Source organism: Agrobacterium vitis (assembly GCF_013337045.2).
In the GTDB taxonomy this organism is placed as follows: Bacteria; Pseudomonadota; Alphaproteobacteria; order Rhizobiales; family Rhizobiaceae; genus Allorhizobium; species Allorhizobium vitis_B.
The window spans coordinates 393298-409284 of the sequence record NZ_CP118259.1; the positions used below are offsets into that span (position 1 = coordinate 393298).

A 15987-nucleotide genomic window follows, 5' to 3' on the forward strand; every position below is an offset into this window, starting at 1 on the left:
AAGGCTTGGTTAAGTGGAAAGTTCATGCATCATGACGCTGACAATCCGTTTCATGGATGTTGCCCTGGAAGAGGCGCGGCTGGCTGGCGCGCGCGGCGAAGTGCCAATTGGCGCCGTGCTGGTCAAGGACGGCGTCATTCTGGCCCGGGCTGGTAATGAAACCCGTGCCTTGCAGGATGTCACGGCCCATGCGGAAATCCTGGCGATCCGCCGAGCCTGCGCCCTTCTGGATGACGAGCGGTTGGCGGGCGCCGATCTCTATGTGACGCTGGAACCCTGTACGATGTGCGCGGCGGCAATATCCTTCGCCCGCATCCGCCGTCTTTATTATGGAGCAGCCGATGAAAAGGGCGGGGGCGTCGACCATGGTGCGCGTTTTTACAGCCAGCCCACCTGCCATCATGCGCCGGATGTCTATGCCGGGATCGGCGAGACTGAGGCTGCTGTTCTGCTGAAGGATTTTTTCACCGCCAAGCGGTGACGGAAATATTGCCGCGCCCCCAATGGACGGCGCGGCGGGCGGCGCGAGCGATCAGAGATCGAACTGATAGCTCTTCGGCACGAATCGGTAGCCGGTATCGAGCGTTTCGACATAGCCGACCGAGGGAAAGGGCATGTGATAGCCCAGGAAGGCAACCTTGTCGGTGGCTGCCATGTCGAACACCCGTTTACGGGTGGCGGCGGCCTGAGGCTTGTCCATGTCGAATTTCACTTCCCAATCGGGACGTTGCAGCGACAGCACGAAATGGTTGGCGGTGTCTGCGGTCAACAGCAGGCGCTTGCCCTTGGATTCGACATGGAAAATCATATGGCCTGGCGAATGGCCAAAAGCGGCCTCGCCGCGAATGCCCGAGACCACATCGCCGCCTTGATCGCCAAGGAAGGTGATTTTTTCGGCCAGCGGCTTCACATTGGCCATAACTGCCTTCTGTCCACCTTCGGCTGGTGTGCCTGCGCGGGCGGCATTGGTCCAGAAGTCATATTCGCGCTGCCCGGCGATATAACTCGCCTTGGTGAAGGCCGGTTTGCCCTTTTCCATCAGCCCGCCAATGTGGTCGCCATGCATATGGGTGAGAACGACGATGGTCACATCATCAGGCGAATAGCCTGCCGCCATCATGCCTTCGCTCAGCCGTCCCATGCCGTTGACACGGCCCTGTTCGCCCATGCCGGTATCGAACAGGATGACATCGGAGCCGGTATTGATCAGCACCGGCGAAAAGCCGTTGACGAATTTGTCGGTCGGCAGGAAATTCTTTTCCAGCAGCGCCGAAACCGTTTCCGGGCTCTGGTTGATGCCAAAGGTCTCGCCCGGCTTTTCAGAAACCCGCGTGCCGTCCTTGATGACCACGACTTCAAACTCGCCAAGCTGGAACCTGTGGGTCTCCGGGGGCATAGCATGATTGATATCCATCGATGTCTCCGCTTGCGCAAAGGCTGCCCGCGTTATCAGCGCCGGGGCCGACAAGGCGCTCAAAGCAGCCCCTGCGATCATTGTTCGCCTGTTCATTGAAACCATTACAACCTCCTCGTCCCCATTTTCATCGCTTACAGCTTCCACAGGTAGCGGCGGGTCTGTGCCGTTTCAATGGCGCGGAGGATGTTTTCTCCGGCGCTCCAGATTTTCGAGGAAAAATTATCCAGCAAACAGAATGAATTGCGTTGGAGTTGATGGCCTGTAGCCGATGATCGGCAATGCGTAACGTGTACGTGATCGCCAAGCTTATCGGGACGATAACGATTGTCAGATATGGGATGAGGGGAATAGAAGGACGCGCCGGGTGAGGTTTTTCGTCGGGCCTTGATATGTACGCCTGGTGGTCTGTTTGTGACATTTGATCTTCGATGATGCCGCAAGGGGATATCAAATTCATTTCCAATGGCTGCCATCTTTAAAGAGTGCTCATCATGAATCGCATCGTTCCGCTCATCCTGGCCGTGGCCCTGTTCATGGAAAACATGGACTCCACGGTGATCGCGACGGCATTGCCCGCCATTGCCAACGATCTCGGCGTCGGGCCGATCACGCTGAAACTGGCACTGACATCTTATATGGTGGCGCTCGCCATTTTCATTCCGGTCAGCGGCTGGATGGCGGATAAATTCGGGGCCAAGCAGATCTTCCGGGCGGCGATGGGGGTTTTCATCGTCGGCTCCCTCTGCTGCGCCATGTCCAGTTCGCTGGTGGAATTCGTCGCCGCGCGGTTTTTGCAGGGCATGGGCGGGGCGATGATGACGCCGGTCGGCCGTCTGGTTCTGCTGCGCACCACCAAGCGCGAGGATCTGGTCTCGGCCATGGCGCTGCTGACCATGCCGGCCCTTGTCGGCCCATTGGCCGGTCCGCCGGTTGGCGGCTTCATCACCACCTATTTCACCTGGCACTGGATTTTCCTGATCAACGTGCCAATCAGCGTGCTGGGTGTCGTCTTGGCGACAATTTTCCTGCCGGAAATCGAGCGGGTTGAAACAGCGCCGATCGACTGGACCGGATTTGCCCTGACATCGCTGTCTGCTGCCGGTGTTGTCTTCGGCCTGTCGGTCATGAGCCTGCCGGCCCTGCCGCCGATTGTCGGTATTGCCGCAACTGGTATCGGCCTGTGTTGCGGGGTTCTTTATATCGTGCATGCCAGGCGTCATCCAGCTCCGCTTCTGGATCTCACCCTGTTTCGCAAACCGGCCTTTCGCGCCGCCCAGATCGGTGGGACGCTGTTTCGGATTTCGGCGGGTGCCATTCCCTTCCTGATGCCGCTGATGCTGCAACTCGGCTTTGGCATGACACCGTTCGAATCCGGACTGACGACTTTTGTCGGCGCCATCGGGGCGATCAGCACGAAATTCCTGGCGCGCCGGGTGTTTGCCGCGGCCGGTTTTCGCAGCGTGTTGATCGTGGCGGGCGTCTGCGGCGCCGCCACCACCTTTCTCAACGCATTTTTCACGCCGCAAACCCCGCATGCGCTGCTGATGTTCTTCCTGCTGTTGGCCGGGTTCTGCCGCTCGTTTTTCTTTACCGGAACCAATGCGCTAGGCTATGCCAATATCGACAACACCGAGGCCAGTCAGGCGACCTCAATCGCCTCGGTGTTGCAACAGGTCAGCCTTGCGCTCGGCGTTGCCTGCGCCGCCTTCGTTCTGGAAATCAGCACTATGCTCACCGGCGGTCATCTGGATCTTGCCGATTTTCATCTGGCCTTTGCCGTCGTGGCGTTTTTGTCGCTGGCCGCCGTTATTCCTTATATCTTCATGGACAAGAATGCCGGTGCTGACGTATCCGGCCATCGGCGGCCTTTGGCAGCTGGTGCCGTGGAGGCAGAAAACGTTCCTGCTAAATAACAGCTGGGAAAATCCCATGAAAAAGGCGGGAGCCTTGCGGTCCCGCCTTCTCAACTTCTGATGCTGGCCTATCGGTTTTAGCCTGGGCGGCCAGCCATCACTGTATTACTTGGTCACTGTGGCTGGGGTCGAAGCAGTGGTGCCTGAATCAGCCTTCTGCTCTTCCAGCGTCTTGAACTCCGGAGCGGCCTTCAAGGTTTCAGCGGTCTCCGTTGTCGTCAGACGCAGCTTGTCTGCGTTCTGGGCATCACGGGTCACAGTGATCTTGCTAACGGGAACGGCGACATACTTTTCGCCGATGCCGACAAAGCCACCCACACCGATCACAGCTGCGACAAGGCCGCCATTCTGCTGCATGATCAGATCCTTGATCTCACCGATGCTCTTGTCACCGGCATAGACGTTCTGGCCGATATAGTTGGATGCGGCCAACTGATCGCTGCCCTGCTGGGTCAGATAGGTGTCCATGGCAGCAGATGCGCCAGGCATGGCAGGGGCGGTGCCGGTGCTTGGAGTGGTTGTGGTGGTGCCGGGCGTTGCTGGTGTCGTTGCACTCTGCGCAAAGGCCATTGGCGCGACAACAGTGGAACCCATGAGTACGGTTGCTGCTACAATATTGAGGGTCTTGTTCATCTTAAACCTGCCTTTCGGTCTTTGTTTCGTGTCGGACTGAGTGAGAGCAAGTCGCCCCATGAAAGAGTGTTTTCATGAGAGTGAGTGACTGTCTCTCTGCTCGGCTCGGTAGTGAAATGCCCGAAAGAGGCAGGAGTTCCGATAATATTCTGCATTTTATTTCTGCAAATTGACGGAACTTTAGGCATAAGAATGAGTTTGCGGCCCTTCGCTCCCCATAGCTCGCGCTATACACCGGGGGTTGAGGAGCGTCGGTTGTCGCGGCTTTACCAGCGGAAGCTTGGCTCGTGCCTGCCCTTGACCGTGATATCGAGGACGAAGGTCTTGCCACCGTGCGGATCGGCGGCCAGGCCATCGGCATCGAGCCCTTCGGTGGCTGACGTGACCAGGAGACGGTCTGCCTTGGGGCCGATAAAGGCCGGGCAGGTGGTTTGGGCAGCGGGAAGCCGGTAGCGCGCCAGGTGTTGTCCTGTTCTATCGTAGTGATCGACGGCGCCAACGCCCCAACAGGCATTCCACAAGCCGCCCTCGGCATCGCAGACCGCACCGTCGATACCACCATCCTTGCCGCGCCCGTCAATATGCACGGATGGCGCTCCGGTCGGAAGGCCGGTTGCCGGATCGAGACTGACCTTCATCAGCGTATTGACCCGCGTGTCGACATAATAACCGAGGCTTCCATCTGGCGAAAAACAGATGGCGTTGGGAATGCTGATGCTATCATAAAGACGCGTCACCTTGTCGCCCGCCACATGATAGATCGCACCAGCGCCATCGGCTGCCGTCTTGCCCATCGTGCCGATCCATAGCGCGCCGCAAGGATGGACCCGCCCGTCATTTGACCGATTGCCGGGCCGTTCCGGTTCCAGCGCGGTCAGTAGGGTCAGTTCGCCGCTGGCAATGGTGCGGATGTAAATACCCTGTTCCGTCGCCACCATCTGGCGTTCAGCATCAATTGTCGCCAACGCACTGGCCATCATCGGCAGATCGTGGCGGATCGTTTCGCCCGTTGCAAACCGATGTTCGATCAGCCCCTTGCCGAGAATGTCGAACCACCAGGCGGTGTCACGCGCTACGTCATAGGTCGGGCCTTCACCCAGATGCAGGCGGGTATCGACCAGGACGGTGCCGGAATATGCTGTTTGCAAGATGGTCTCCTTCATCCAATCGCTGTGGCACTCTTGTCTACTGCATAATTCCTGAAATCGGAATCGATTTAAGGAGAAATTATGCAGCGGATATAAAGCATTACAGCGAACCTTCGTGCGCTATAGAGGGCGCACGCCGCTGGTGAGCATTTCCAGGACAAGTGGAAACCGGTTTTGCCAATTGGACATGCGTAAAAGCAAGGGGCGAGAAGGTTGCTGCGATGCCATGAAGAAAAACGCACCAAGCGAGTATACGCTCAGCATGACAATCACCTTTCATCTAGACCGCAGAGAACGCGATTCGAGCCGCTCGGATGGTTCCACGACAGCCGGTTTGGCGCGAATGGCAGTGCCAGGCGAAATAAATTGCGGGCGATGACGGCGGTTTCACATCCAGGCCGACATGGCCGTCGTATTGGTCAATGTCGCGCAAGCAAAACAGGGAATACTTGATTTGCTAATCTGTTTTGTGGCGTGGGCCTGTTTCGCGGCTAAGACGATAGAATTTTCAAAAAAACACGGGTTCAGCCCTTGGTCTTGGCAGGATAGTCGATTTATAGGGATGGGAAATTGCGGTCGGGTGCGTATCGTTATCGTCAACCGGCAAAAGCCGAAGCATTTTCCGGTTGCGGCGAGACCTAACAGAATGGCCGGAAGATAAATGAATGGCCACGATATATTAATGGATAAAGGGCTTCGTTAAATTATTCAGGACTGGCTTTTTTAGTTATCAATGTTTTTGGCTGTAACTGCCGGAATGCAGTCGGCATTCAATTTTCGCAGTGTCCGGCTATAGCAGGTATGCGGCGGGTTGCGACGCGGTCGCGATAGAGAAGAGAACAAGGCTTTTTATCGATGGGTGACGATCTGGTCCATATGGCAATGGTTGCCGAAGATGCTGCATCGAAATTTGCGACGGCAGAACGCTATGTGCGCGAGTTAAGCGGTTATAAGACCCAGTTTGACGTTTTCAGGCTGATGAAGCGGGTGACCGACTTTTTCGGCGCCAAGGGCTTCATGGTCATGAATGTGCCTTCGGCCGGCGCAAAAACCTTGACCGGCAGCTCGGTTATCACCAACTGGCCTGCTGATTTTCTCAGCGAATACGACATGGCGTCCCTGCTGACTTCGAGCCCGATGTTTAACCGGTTGCGCAACACCTCTATACCCGTGGTTTTCGATGTGCATGTGGTCGCCCGCGAACGTGATCCCAAGACTGTAGAACTGGCGATGGACCTTTTCTTGCGGTTCGGCATGCCTCGTGGCGCCTGTTTTCCGGTTCATGATGCCCATGGCAACCGGGGCGCTGTCAATATTTGCGGCGAAATGCCAGCCTTTTCCTTCGTCGACATGGTGCTGATGCACTATCTGGCCGGGCATGTGTTCAACCGGCTTGCCGAAATTCGCGAACTGGATGCACGGGTCACCGAAACGCTGACGGAGCGCGAGATCGAATGCCTGACCTGGACGGCGGCGGGCAAGACTTCCGTTGAAATCGCCGAGATCATGGGCCTGTCAGAACACACCATCAATCATTATCTCAACCGCGCCACCCGCAAGCTGGATACCGTGAACCGCACCCAGGCGGTTGCGAAGGCGCTCCGGTTGAGCCTGATCAAATAAGGATGCGTGAGACATCTTCGATGTCCTGGTTATAATGCATCCCAAGGACGGCCTTCTCCGGCAGGCGCAACTTGCCTGAGGCGGCGGTTTGCGGCATGTATGCTGCAATGGGTCAGCACATTTCTTTGCATGTTACTCTTGGCTACATGCCATGTCTCGATAGCGCCCCGCTGGTTGTGGCGGTGGAAAAAGGCTTTGCCTCCGACGAGGGCCTAAGCCTGCGCCTGGTGCGTGAAACCTCCTGGGTCCAGATCCGCGACCGCCTGACGGTCGGCCATTTCGATGGTGCGCATCTGCCTGGCCCCTTTGCGCTGGCTGCCAATCTCGGTTTTTCGCCGCTTGTCCCTGCTTTGCTGGTTCCCATGGCCCTTAATTTGGGCGGCGGCGCGCTCACCGTGTCGAATGCGCTTGCAACAGCCATGCAACAGGCAGGCTGGGAAAACCACCTTCTGGAGCCGTTGGCTGCCGGAACCGCACTGAAACGGGTGGCAGAGGAACGCCGTGTTAAGTCCCTGCCACCCCTGCGGATTGCCATTGGCGATGCTCATTCCAGCCAGGCCTATTATCTGCGCTACTGGCTTGCTGCCTGCAATCTGGACCATGGCAGCGAGGTCGAAATCGTCTCATTGCCATCGCCGCTGATGGTGGATGGGCTTGGTGCGGGTGCACTCGACGGATTTTGCGCGGCGGAACCCTGGAACAGTATTGCGGTGGACCGGCAGGTCGGACGCATTGTTGCTGCGACCGCTGCTATCTGGCGCGGCGGTCCGGACAAGGTTCTCGGCATTGGCAGGCAATGGGGCGAGAACAATCCTGCCGCGCTCGATGCGCTGATCCGTGCGCTTTACCGCGCCGCGCAATGGTGCGGTAATCCCGGCAATACCGAGGAACTGGCCGGTATCATGGCCGCGCCCCGCTATCTCGGTGTGGAAGGCAGGCTCTTGTTGCCTGGCTTGACCGGCGATCTGGTCACCGCGCCGGGAGAAGTTCAGTCCCTGGCAGATTTTCTGGTGCTGGAGCGTAAGGCCGCGAATTTTCCCTGGGCCAGCCACGCTCTATGGTTCTACAGCCAGATGGTGCTTGGCGGTCACGTTGTCCATGCTCGCGAGCGGATTGCCATGGTGCTCGAAACCTACCGCCCGGATCTTTATCGCCGCGCCCTCAGGCCTGTCTTCGCCGCCATGCCAGGCGCCAATATCAAGGTGGAGGGGGCGATGGCAGCAGCCGATTATGTCGGCGCCAGCAATGGCCGGTTGCTGCTTGGGCCGGACGGATTTTTCGATGGACGGGTCTTCGACCCCGACCGCCTGGACGATTATCTTGCCACTTCGCCAGCGGTTCCGAGAAATTGAGATTTCAGCACAAAAATCCTATGACGTGAATGCTCAAAGCGGCGGCGCGGCTGTTTTTTAAGCAATTGCCGGAATGGCCCGGCTGGATTGTGGTGATTTCTTCAGCCAATTGGCGGTGACACCGGTCATTTGGCAGCGGTTATCGGGCAAAAAGCCCAATCTTTCGAATTGGCACGGTTTATGCTTTCAATATAGCAACAGGGTCCAGAGGGGACTTGGAGAAGGGCGGTCTTGAAATCGCCCTCACAAAACGCCGCCTTAACCGTGCCTGAGGGCAATGGTTTTGGCGGCGTTTGTTTTTGGCTCTTCCGTTGCAGGCGATAAAACCCTATTTGAGCGTCACTCACACGTTTCGTCGGGCGCGGGCAATTCCAGTCGAGTGTCCCGGCCTTTACCAAGGAAGCGGATCCATGACGCTCGATAAAAACACTGTTCTTGAAGCCTTGAAGACCGTGCGCGGCCCCGATCTCGAGGGCAATATTGTCGATCTGGGCATGGTATCCGACGTGTTCATTTCCGATGCCAAGGTCTATCTCTCCATTAATGTTCCGGCTGAACGCGCCCGGGAGCTGGAGCCTTTGCGCCAGGCCGCGGAGCGTAGTGTCAAGGCGCTTGCCGGCGTCAAGGGAGCGCTTGTCAGCCTGACCGCCGAGCGCAAGGCCGGATCGCCGTCAACGCCGCCTGCACCCTCGGCACCCAATCCTTCCCACTCGCATTCCCATTCACACGGGCATTCTCATGCACCGGCCCCAAGCCAGCCGGCCCGCCCGGCCAAGGCCGGTATTCCCGGCATCGGCGCCATCATCGCGGTGGCGTCGGGAAAGGGTGGCGTCGGCAAGTCCACCACGGCGGTCAATCTGGCGCTGGCCTTGCTGGCCAATGGCCTGAAGGTCGGCATTCTCGATGCCGATGTCTATGGTCCGTCCATGCCGCGCCTGCTTGGCATTTCCGGGCGGCCGCAGCAGATTGACGGGCGCATTATCGTGCCCATGGAAAATTACGGCCTGAAGGCGATGTCTATCGGCTTTCTGGTGGATGAGGGCACTGCGATGATCTGGCGCGGCCCGATGGTGCAATCGGCGCTGATGCAGATGTTGCGCGAAGTGGCCTGGGGCGAGCTTGACGTGCTGGTGGTCGATATGCCGCCGGGCACGGGCGATGCGCAATTGACCATGGCCCAGCAGGTGCCGTTGAGCGGCGCGGTGATCGTCTCGACCCCGCAGGACCTGGCGTTGATCGATGCCCGCAAGGGTATCAACATGTTCAAGAAGGTCGAAGTGCCGGTGCTTGGCGTCATCGAGAACATGAGCTATTTTATCGCTCCCGACACCGGCGCCCGTTACGATATTTTCGGTCATGGCGGCGCCAAAGCCGAAGCCGAAGCCATTGGTGCCCCATTCCTGGGAGAAGTGCCGTTGACCATTTCCATCCGCGAGCATTCCGATGCCGGAACCCCTGTCGTGGTTTCCGAGCCGGAGAGCCCTCAGGCGCTTGTGTACCGCGAGATCGCCACCCGTGTCTGGAGCGAGGTCCAGCGACATTCAACACGACAGGCGCCAACTATTACCTTTGAATGAGGTCAGCACAGAATAGAGCCGCCGTTGCAGATTGATACTGCAACGGCGGGCCGCACGGTTGTAGGGTTCCGGCGGAAATGCAACAGGATCTCGCTACCCTGGCGGATTCTTTGTATACGATATTTCTTCAGGTTGCATTGATCAGGATCAAATGCCGACGCGCAATTGCCCTTGCCATCCTGACGGCAGGTGCTATTGCTTGCCCGCTGAGCATGGATCATGGGCAGGAACACGTCTTTCCTCTATGGGAAATGATAGTCATGCGCATGGGCAAGGGTAAATCATCGCAGGTTTTCATGGGTGTCCATGGGAATGCTGCGGCTGGCGGCACTGTCCGTCATCGGGCAAAGGTGTCGAACGTTTGATCAAAGCTTACAGGTGTGACGGGACGGCAGATATGATCCTGCCCAGCGATGCGCCAGCGGTGCTGGACAAAGATGTTCTATGGCTCGATCTTCTCAATCCTGACAGGACCGAGGAGGCTTTGGCCGAGCGCTTGCTGGGCCTGCCGCTTCCCACTCGTGACGACCTCAAGGATATCGAGCCGTCCAGCCGACTGTATATGGACGATCATGGCGTTTACATGACCGCATCGCTGCTCTGCAAGGCTGAATCGGACCTGCCGCATCTGGCCGATGTCGCCTTCATTCTGGGCGGGGGGCGGCTGGTCACCGTGCGCTACGCCGAGCCCCGCGCCTTTGGCCTGTTTACCGCGGCCCTCAGCCGCAATCATGCCCATTGCACCTCCAACGCCGTCATGCTGGCGCGACTTTTGGAAACGGTGGTCGATCGCACCGCCGAAATCCTGGAAATTGCCGGTATGCGGGTCGATGCGCTGTCCGGCGATGTATTTGTTGATCGCAGCCGGACCAAGCGCCGTGCGGCGCGGTTTCTGGAAGACCGGCTGTTCGATATCGCCAGCCATCACCGGCTTGTCAGCAAGACGCGCGATAGTCTGGCATCCCTGTCGCGGTTGTCATCCTTCCTGTTGTCGGTGGAGCCGTTCAAGACGAGTGGTGAGCCGCGTGATCTGTGCAAGGTCATTTCTCACGATATCCAATCCCTGTCCGAACATGCCGGTTTCATCGCCAGCAATATCAGTTTCATGCTCGATGCCTCGCTTGGTCTGATCAATGTCGAACAGAATTCGATCATCAAGATTTTCTCGATTGCATCGGTGGTGTTTTTGCCGCCGACGCTGGTCGCTTCCATCTATGGAATGAACTTTCAGGTCATGCCGGAGTTGACGTGGCTGCTTGGCTACCCATTTGCTCTGATCGTCATGGTTCTGTCTGCGATCATTCCCTTCCTGTTCTTCCGCTCGAAAGGCTGGCTCTGAGAGCCTGTAAGATTGATGTCCCAGGAAAACACCCACGCCGCACCGGCCGAAAAGAAAGACCTGCGCAGCCTGATGCTGCTGGCGCTCGGTTCGGTCGGCGTCGTTTACGGCGATATAGGCACCAGCCCGCTCTATGCGTTTCGCGAGGCACTGAAGCCGATTGCCCATGACGGCATTACCCGTTTCGAGGTGATTGGCTTGACCTCGTTGATTGTCTGGACGCTGACGATCATCGTCACGCTGAAATATGTGCTGTTTCTGCTACGCGCCGACAATGACGGCGAAGGCGGCACCCTGTCGCTGTTGGCCCTGCTTAGTAAATCGGCGGGGCGGCATACCGTCGTGCTGATGGTGCTGGGCCTGGTCGGGGCGGCGCTGTTTCTGGGCGACGCCATGATCACGCCTGCGCTGTCGGTTCTGTCGGCGGTGGAAGGCTTGAAACTGGTGGCGCCGCAGTCCTCCGGCTTTATCGTGCCGATCTCGGTGGTGATCCTGATCGTGCTGTTTGCCGTCCAATCGCGTGGTACGGGCGCGGTTGCCAATTTCTTCGGGCCGATCACCGTGGTCTGGTTCCTGGTGATGGCGGCAGGCGGTATCAGCCATATTTTCGACGATCCGGCTATTTTCCGGGCCTTCAACCCGATCCATGCCGTGACCTTCCTGTTCCAGGAGAAATTTCTTGGTTTCGTCGTGCTGGGCGCGGTATTCCTGACTGTTACCGGTGCTGAAGCACTTTATGCCGACCTTGGCCATTTCGGCCGTCGTCCGATCCAGTGGGCGTGGTTTGTGCTGGTGTTTCCGGCGCTGGTGCTGAACTATCTCGGCCAGGGCGCGCTGGTGCTGAAGGACCCCGCCATGGCATCGGACCCCTTCTATCTGATGTTTCCAAGCTGGGCCATTCTGCCGGTCATCATCCTGGCGACGGCGGCTACTGTCATTGCCAGCCAGGCGGTGATAACAGGGGCGTTCTCCATGGTGCGCCAGGCCATCCATCTCGGCTTCCTGCCGCGCATGGAGATCCTGTTCACCTCGGAAACCAATACCGGGCAGATCTATCTTCCCGCCGTCAACACGTTGCTGTTGCTTGGCGTTCTCAGCCTGGTGCTGCTGTTTGAAAGCTCCGACGCCCTGGCCACGGCCTATGGTATTTCCGTCACCGGCGCCATGGTCGTCACGACCATCATGGCGTTCGAATTCGTGCGCAAGAAGTGGAAATGGTCGGTTTTCGTGGCGCTGCTGGTGATTGTGCCGCTTCTGGCACTGGAAACGGTTTTCCTCGGCGCCAACCTGCTGAAGATCCACGATGGCGGCTATATTCCGGTGCTGTTTGCGGCTGGCTTCACTATCGTCATGTGGACCTGGCGGCGCGGAACGGCCATCCTGTTTGCCAAGACCCGCCATGCCGATATTCCGCTGTCCTCGTTCATTTCCTCGGTGGAGCGCAAGAGCGAGCATGCGCCGGTCTGCGTGCCGGGCACGGCCATCTTCCTGACCAGCGACCCGGAAACCGCGCCTGCGGCCTTGCTGCATAATCTCAAGCACAACCACGTTCTGCATGAGAAAAACATCATCCTGACCATCAAGACCGTCAACCGGCCCCGCGCCAGCGAAGCGGAACGCTTCGTGGCCGAAAGCCTATCGGAGCGGTTCAGCCGGGTGGAGATCCGCTTCGGCTATATGGAACAGCAGAATGTGTCGCAGGCGCTGGCCAAATTGCGCAAGGGCGGGCTGAAATTCGACATCATGTCCACCTCCTTCTATCTCGGCCGCCGCAAGCTGGTGCCGGATGCTAAGGCGGGCATGCCAAACTGGCAGGACAGGCTGTTCATCGCACTTGCCAATTCGGCAACCGACCCCTCGGATTACTTCCGGCTTCCGGCCAATCGCGTCGTCGAGCTTGGCTCGCATGTGATCATCTGAGCGTTATTTGTGGCGGTGTTTCGCGCGACGGGCATCGCCACAAATCCGCACCGATTCCGGGATTTGACCGCCCGGAACGCGGCTTTTTCATGCCACTTTCTGTGGGGAATTCGAAAATTTCGACTAAAGAGCTGATTTTATTCGGTTAATTTGTCGTGAAACAACCCTTGGCAATGCCTTGACTATCAAAGCTCGCAAAATTATGGTGCGGCCAAATTCAGAACCGGTCGGACCATGTGTAAATCCGAGCTGTTTGCATACTCGGACAAGGCTTTAGCAGCCGGACCGGGATCGGACGGGGAGGGCGCATGGACGATCAGGAAAGAGAATTGGAACGGCGTCGCAGCCATCTCGGAGCCAAGCTGGCTGCGAAGGATCTGCGGACGGGGGAAGAGGCCGCACAGGACGAGCGGGCGCAGGCAAGCCGAAAAGGCTATGCCCAGGCCATGAAGCTCTCCAGCGAATTCCTTTCCGCCATCATCGTCGGTATCATTCTGGGTTTCCTGATCGATCATTTTGCCGGAACCTCGCCTTGGGGGCTTATCGTCCTCCTGTTGCTGGGGTTTTGCGCCGGTGTGCTGAACGTGCTGCGTGCGGCAGGAAAGGTGGCTTCGCCCCATCCTGCGGATCGCAGCTCGGACGGCAAAGGGAAATAACACGGCGGGTGCCTGGCATCCGGCGGACGAGGTAAGGAACGCTGCCTGAGGGTGGCAAAAGCGAGAGAGATCACCAGGTGTCAAACGATCCGACCCATCAGTTCCAGATCCACAAGATTGTTCCGATCGAGATTGGTGGCATTGATTTTTCGTTCACCAATGCCTCGCTGTTCATGGTGGCGACGGTGGCCTGCGCGGCTGGCTTCCTCTATTTCGCCACATCCAATCGCGGCCTGATTCCCGGTCGGGCGCAGTCGGTCGCGGAAATGTCCTATGAATTCGTGGCGTCCATGCTGCGAGAAGGGGCGGGCAGCCACGGGATGAAATTCTTCCCCATGGTATTCTCGCTGTTCATGTTCGTGTTGACCGCGAACCTTCTCGGCATGATGCCCTATTTCTTCACCATCACCAGCCAGATCGTCGTCACCTTTGCGTTGGCGATTTTTGTAATCGGCACGGTGTTGGTCTATGGTTTCTACAAGCACGGCCTTGGCTTCCTCAATTTGTTCGTGCCCTCTGGCGTCCCTGGCGCTCTCTTGTTACTCGTGGTGCCGATCGAGGTGATCTCGTTCCTGTCGCGCCCGATTTCCCTGTCGATCCGGTTGTTTGCCAATATGCTGGCAGGCCACATCACATTGAAGGTGTTTGCGGGCTTCGTTGCCTCGCTTGGCAGCCTTGGCGCCCTTGGCGTCGGTGGCGCGCTCCTTCCTCTCGCTATGACCGTCGCACTGACCGGTCTGGAGTTCCTGGTTGCCTTCCTTCAGGCTTACGTCTTCGCGGTACTGACTTGCATGTACCTGAACGACGCAATCCATCCCGGTGGGCACTAAGGATATCGACATTGGCGTAACAAGCGTCAGTCATTCGCCGCAATAACCATTTCAAAGGAGTACTCTCATGGAAGCGGAAGCAGCAAAGTTCATCGGCGCAGGTCTGGCTTGCTTTGGCATGGCCGGCACGGCTCTCGGCCTTGGCAACATTTTCGGCAGCTACCTGTCGGGCGCACTGCGCAACCCGTCTGCCGCTGACAGCCAGTTTGGCCGTCTGGTATTCGGCTTCGCCGTTACGGAAGCTCTGGGCATCTTCTCGCTGCTCGTAGCCCTCCTGCTCCTGTTCGCTGTCTGATTTCAGCGGAATTCAGGATCACGGCCGGCCTTCGATGTCGGCCGTGATCTTTTGTATTAGCAGGATACTGGAGGCGAGTATGTTCGTTACCCCCGCCTATGCCGAGGAAGTCCCGGCAGCGGCTGAGACCCACACGGAAACCGGCGTTCCCGCGGAAGCCGGACATGGACGAGGCGTATTTCCGCCCTTCGACCATTCTACCTTCCCATCGCAGCTGTTGTGGCTGGTCATCACCTTTGGCCTGTTCTACATTCTGATGCAGCGGGTCATCGTGCCACGCGTCGGCGGTATCCTCGAAAATCGTCATGACCGTATCGCCAAGGATATCGACGAGGCCAGCCGCCTGAAGGCGGAAGCGGATGCCGAAGTCGAGACCTATGAAAAAGAATTGACCGCCGCCAAGGCGAAGGGCAACCAGATTGCCTCTGCCGCGCGGGATGCTGCCAAGGCCAAGGCTGCTGCCGACCGCGCTGCTGTCGAGGCTGAGCTGTCCAGCAAGGTTGCTGCGGCGGAAGCCAGCATTGCAGCGATCAAGACCAAGGCTTTTGCCGAGGTCGATACGATTGCCACGGAAACCGTTGCCGCCATCGTTGAGCAGCTGACCGGTGCAAATGTCACCGCAGCAGATGCGCAATCGGCTGTTGCCGCTGGCAAGAGGGGCTGAACCGATGCAATATGATGCAACTTTCTTCGCCTTTGTCGGCCTGGTGCTGTTTCTGGCACTGATTGCCTATCTCAAAGTACCGGGCATGATGGCGAAGTCGCTGGATGCGCGGGCAGACAATATCCGCGACGAACTGGCGGAAGCCAAGCGCCTGCGGGAAGAAGCCCAGCAATTGCTGGCTGAATATCGTGCCAAGCGCAAACAGGCTGAAGCGGAAGCTCAGGCCATCGTTGCCGCCGCCGAGCGCGAAGCTGCTGCCCTGACGGAAGAAGCCCGTCAGAAGACCGAGGAATTCGTTCAGCGCCGCAATGCGCTGTCGGAACAGAAGATCAAGCAGGCCGAAACCGACGCCATCAATGCGGTTCGCTCAGCGGCTGTCGATCTTGCAATCTCGGCTGCCGAGACCCTGCTGAAGCAGAAAGTCGATGCGCAGTTGCAGTCAGGCTTGTTTAATTCGTCTGTAAGCGAAGTGAAAAACCGTTTGAACTGAGATTGCTCATCAGTGATGAATTGAAAGCCGGGTTCAGCCCGGCTTTTTTATGTTCGGGTTTTGGTAAAGTTCCACGCATGGCACCGTAAGATTTTGTCTCAGCGGCGTAGTTTCCTACATCAACTGATCT

16 protein-coding genes are annotated in these 15987 nt (G+C 58.0%); 13 read left to right on the forward strand and 3 right to left on the reverse strand.

The window, feature by feature from the left end; all coding sequences use genetic code 11:
- Positions 1-31: 31 nt before the first annotated feature.
- Positions 32-481 (forward strand): nucleoside deaminase, encoded by a 450-nt coding sequence (locus tag G6L01_RS01795; RefSeq protein ID WP_070167573.1) that lies wholly within the window; start codon positions 32-34, stop codon positions 479-481.
- Positions 482-532: 51 nt separating this feature from the next.
- On the opposite strand, the gene G6L01_RS01800 is transcribed toward G6L01_RS01795, so the two are convergent.
- Positions 533-1510, reverse strand: a complete 978-nt coding sequence (locus tag G6L01_RS01800; protein ID WP_071207249.1) for an MBL fold metallo-hydrolase — start codon at positions 1508-1510, stop codon at positions 533-535.
- Between the two features lie 398 nt (positions 1511-1908).
- Between G6L01_RS01800 and G6L01_RS01805 the strand changes: the two genes are divergently transcribed.
- Positions 1909-3330: a DHA2 family efflux MFS transporter permease subunit gene (locus tag G6L01_RS01805; RefSeq protein ID WP_070167575.1), complete on the forward strand. Its 1422-nt coding sequence runs from the start codon at positions 1909-1911 to the stop codon at positions 3328-3330.
- A 105-nt stretch (positions 3331-3435) separates the two neighbouring features.
- On the opposite strand, the gene G6L01_RS01810 is transcribed toward G6L01_RS01805, so the two are convergent.
- Together G6L01_RS01810 and G6L01_RS01815 are read right to left on the reverse strand one after the other, a co-directional pair.
- Entirely contained in the window at positions 3436-3963 is a 528-nt protein-coding gene (locus G6L01_RS01810; RefSeq protein ID WP_070167576.1) for a PRC-barrel domain-containing protein, read from the reverse strand.
- Positions 3964-4229: 266 nt separating this feature from the next.
- Positions 4230-5126, reverse strand: a complete 897-nt coding sequence (locus G6L01_RS01815; protein ID WP_070167577.1) for an SMP-30/gluconolactonase/LRE family protein — start codon at positions 5124-5126, stop codon at positions 4230-4232.
- An 867-nt stretch (positions 5127-5993) separates the two neighbouring features.
- Here G6L01_RS01815 and G6L01_RS01820 point away from each other — a divergent pair.
- The 11 genes from G6L01_RS01820 to G6L01_RS01870 all read left to right on the forward strand — a co-directional run bounded on the left by G6L01_RS01820 (position 5994) and on the right by G6L01_RS01870 (position 15857).
- The gene (locus tag G6L01_RS01820) at positions 5994-6734 is read left to right on the forward strand and encodes a LuxR family transcriptional regulator (protein ID WP_420359855.1); all 741 of its coding nucleotides are present in this window, start codon (positions 5994-5996) and stop codon (positions 6732-6734) included.
- 125 nt (positions 6735-6859) lie between these two features.
- Positions 6860-8086 (forward strand): CmpA/NrtA family ABC transporter substrate-binding protein, encoded by a 1227-nt coding sequence (locus G6L01_RS01825; RefSeq protein WP_337692716.1) that lies wholly within the window; start codon positions 6860-6862, stop codon positions 8084-8086.
- A 410-nt stretch (positions 8087-8496) separates the two neighbouring features.
- Positions 8497-9663: an iron-sulfur cluster carrier protein ApbC gene (gene apbC / locus G6L01_RS01830; protein ID WP_070167578.1), complete on the forward strand. Its 1167-nt coding sequence runs from the start codon at positions 8497-8499 to the stop codon at positions 9661-9663.
- Between the two features lie 77 nt (positions 9664-9740).
- A complete protein-coding gene (locus G6L01_RS01835) occupies positions 9741-10028 on the forward strand; it encodes a hypothetical protein (protein WP_070167579.1) in 288 nt (95 codons plus the stop codon).
- Positions 10025-11002 carry a magnesium transporter CorA family protein gene (locus tag G6L01_RS01840; RefSeq protein ID WP_060719157.1) on the forward strand — a complete coding sequence of 326 codons (978 nt, stop codon included), beginning with the start codon at positions 10025-10027 and terminating at the stop codon, positions 11000-11002. The genes G6L01_RS01835 and G6L01_RS01840 overlap by 4 nt, the downstream gene beginning before the upstream one ends.
- A gap of 15 nt (positions 11003-11017) precedes the next feature.
- Positions 11018-12922, forward strand: a complete 1905-nt coding sequence (locus tag G6L01_RS01845) for a potassium transporter Kup (RefSeq protein WP_071207243.1) — start codon at positions 11018-11020, stop codon at positions 12920-12922.
- A gap of 308 nt (positions 12923-13230) precedes the next feature.
- Positions 13231-13578 carry an AtpZ/AtpI family protein gene (locus tag G6L01_RS01850; RefSeq protein WP_015915076.1) on the forward strand — a complete coding sequence of 116 codons (348 nt, stop codon included), beginning with the start codon at positions 13231-13233 and terminating at the stop codon, positions 13576-13578.
- Positions 13579-13655: 77 nt separating this feature from the next.
- On the forward strand, positions 13656-14408 hold the full coding sequence (locus tag G6L01_RS01855; protein ID WP_015915077.1) for a F0F1 ATP synthase subunit A: 753 nt from the start codon (positions 13656-13658) through the stop codon (positions 14406-14408).
- A 67-nt stretch (positions 14409-14475) separates the two neighbouring features.
- On the forward strand, positions 14476-14703 hold the full coding sequence (locus G6L01_RS01860; RefSeq protein ID WP_003588243.1) for a F0F1 ATP synthase subunit C: 228 nt from the start codon (positions 14476-14478) through the stop codon (positions 14701-14703).
- 79 nt (positions 14704-14782) lie between these two features.
- On the forward strand, positions 14783-15367 hold the full coding sequence (locus G6L01_RS01865) for a F0F1 ATP synthase subunit B (protein WP_070167581.1): 585 nt from the start codon (positions 14783-14785) through the stop codon (positions 15365-15367).
- A 4-nt stretch (positions 15368-15371) separates the two neighbouring features.
- Entirely contained in the window at positions 15372-15857 is a 486-nt protein-coding gene (locus G6L01_RS01870) for a F0F1 ATP synthase subunit B (RefSeq protein WP_070167582.1), read from the forward strand.
- Positions 15858-15987: the final 130 nt, after the last annotated feature.

Bases quoted from the DNA above. Each gene is read 5' to 3' on its own strand.
- G6L01_RS01815 (WP_070167577.1), bottom strand. From the start codon at position 5,126: ATGAAGGAGACCATCTTGCAAACAGCATATTCCGGCACCGTCCTGGTC.
- G6L01_RS01850 (WP_015915076.1), top strand. From the start codon at position 13,231: ATGGACGATCAGGAAAGAGAATTGGAACGGCGTCGCAGCCATCTCGGA.
- apbC (WP_070167578.1), top strand. From the start codon at position 8,497: ATGACGCTCGATAAAAACACTGTTCTTGAAGCCTTGAAGACCGTGCGC.
- G6L01_RS01810 (WP_070167576.1), bottom strand. From the start codon at position 3,963: ATGAACAAGACCCTCAATATTGTAGCAGCAACCGTACTCATGGGTTCC.
- G6L01_RS01870 (WP_070167582.1), top strand. From the start codon at position 15,372: ATGCAATATGATGCAACTTTCTTCGCCTTTGTCGGCCTGGTGCTGTTT.
- G6L01_RS01805 (WP_070167575.1), top strand. From the start codon at position 1,909: ATGAATCGCATCGTTCCGCTCATCCTGGCCGTGGCCCTGTTCATGGAA.
- G6L01_RS01865 (WP_070167581.1), top strand. From the start codon at position 14,783: ATGTTCGTTACCCCCGCCTATGCCGAGGAAGTCCCGGCAGCGGCTGAG.
- G6L01_RS01795 (WP_070167573.1), top strand. From the start codon at position 32: ATGACGCTGACAATCCGTTTCATGGATGTTGCCCTGGAAGAGGCGCGG.
- G6L01_RS01800 (WP_071207249.1), bottom strand. From the start codon at position 1,510: ATGAACAGGCGAACAATGATCGCAGGGGCTGCTTTGAGCGCCTTGTCG.
- G6L01_RS01820 (WP_420359855.1), top strand. From the start codon at position 5,994: ATGGTTGCCGAAGATGCTGCATCGAAATTTGCGACGGCAGAACGCTAT.
- G6L01_RS01845 (WP_071207243.1), top strand. From the start codon at position 11,018: ATGTCCCAGGAAAACACCCACGCCGCACCGGCCGAAAAGAAAGACCTG.
- G6L01_RS01860 (WP_003588243.1), top strand. From the start codon at position 14,476: ATGGAAGCGGAAGCAGCAAAGTTCATCGGCGCAGGTCTGGCTTGCTTT.
- G6L01_RS01835 (WP_070167579.1), top strand. From the start codon at position 9,741: ATGCAACAGGATCTCGCTACCCTGGCGGATTCTTTGTATACGATATTT.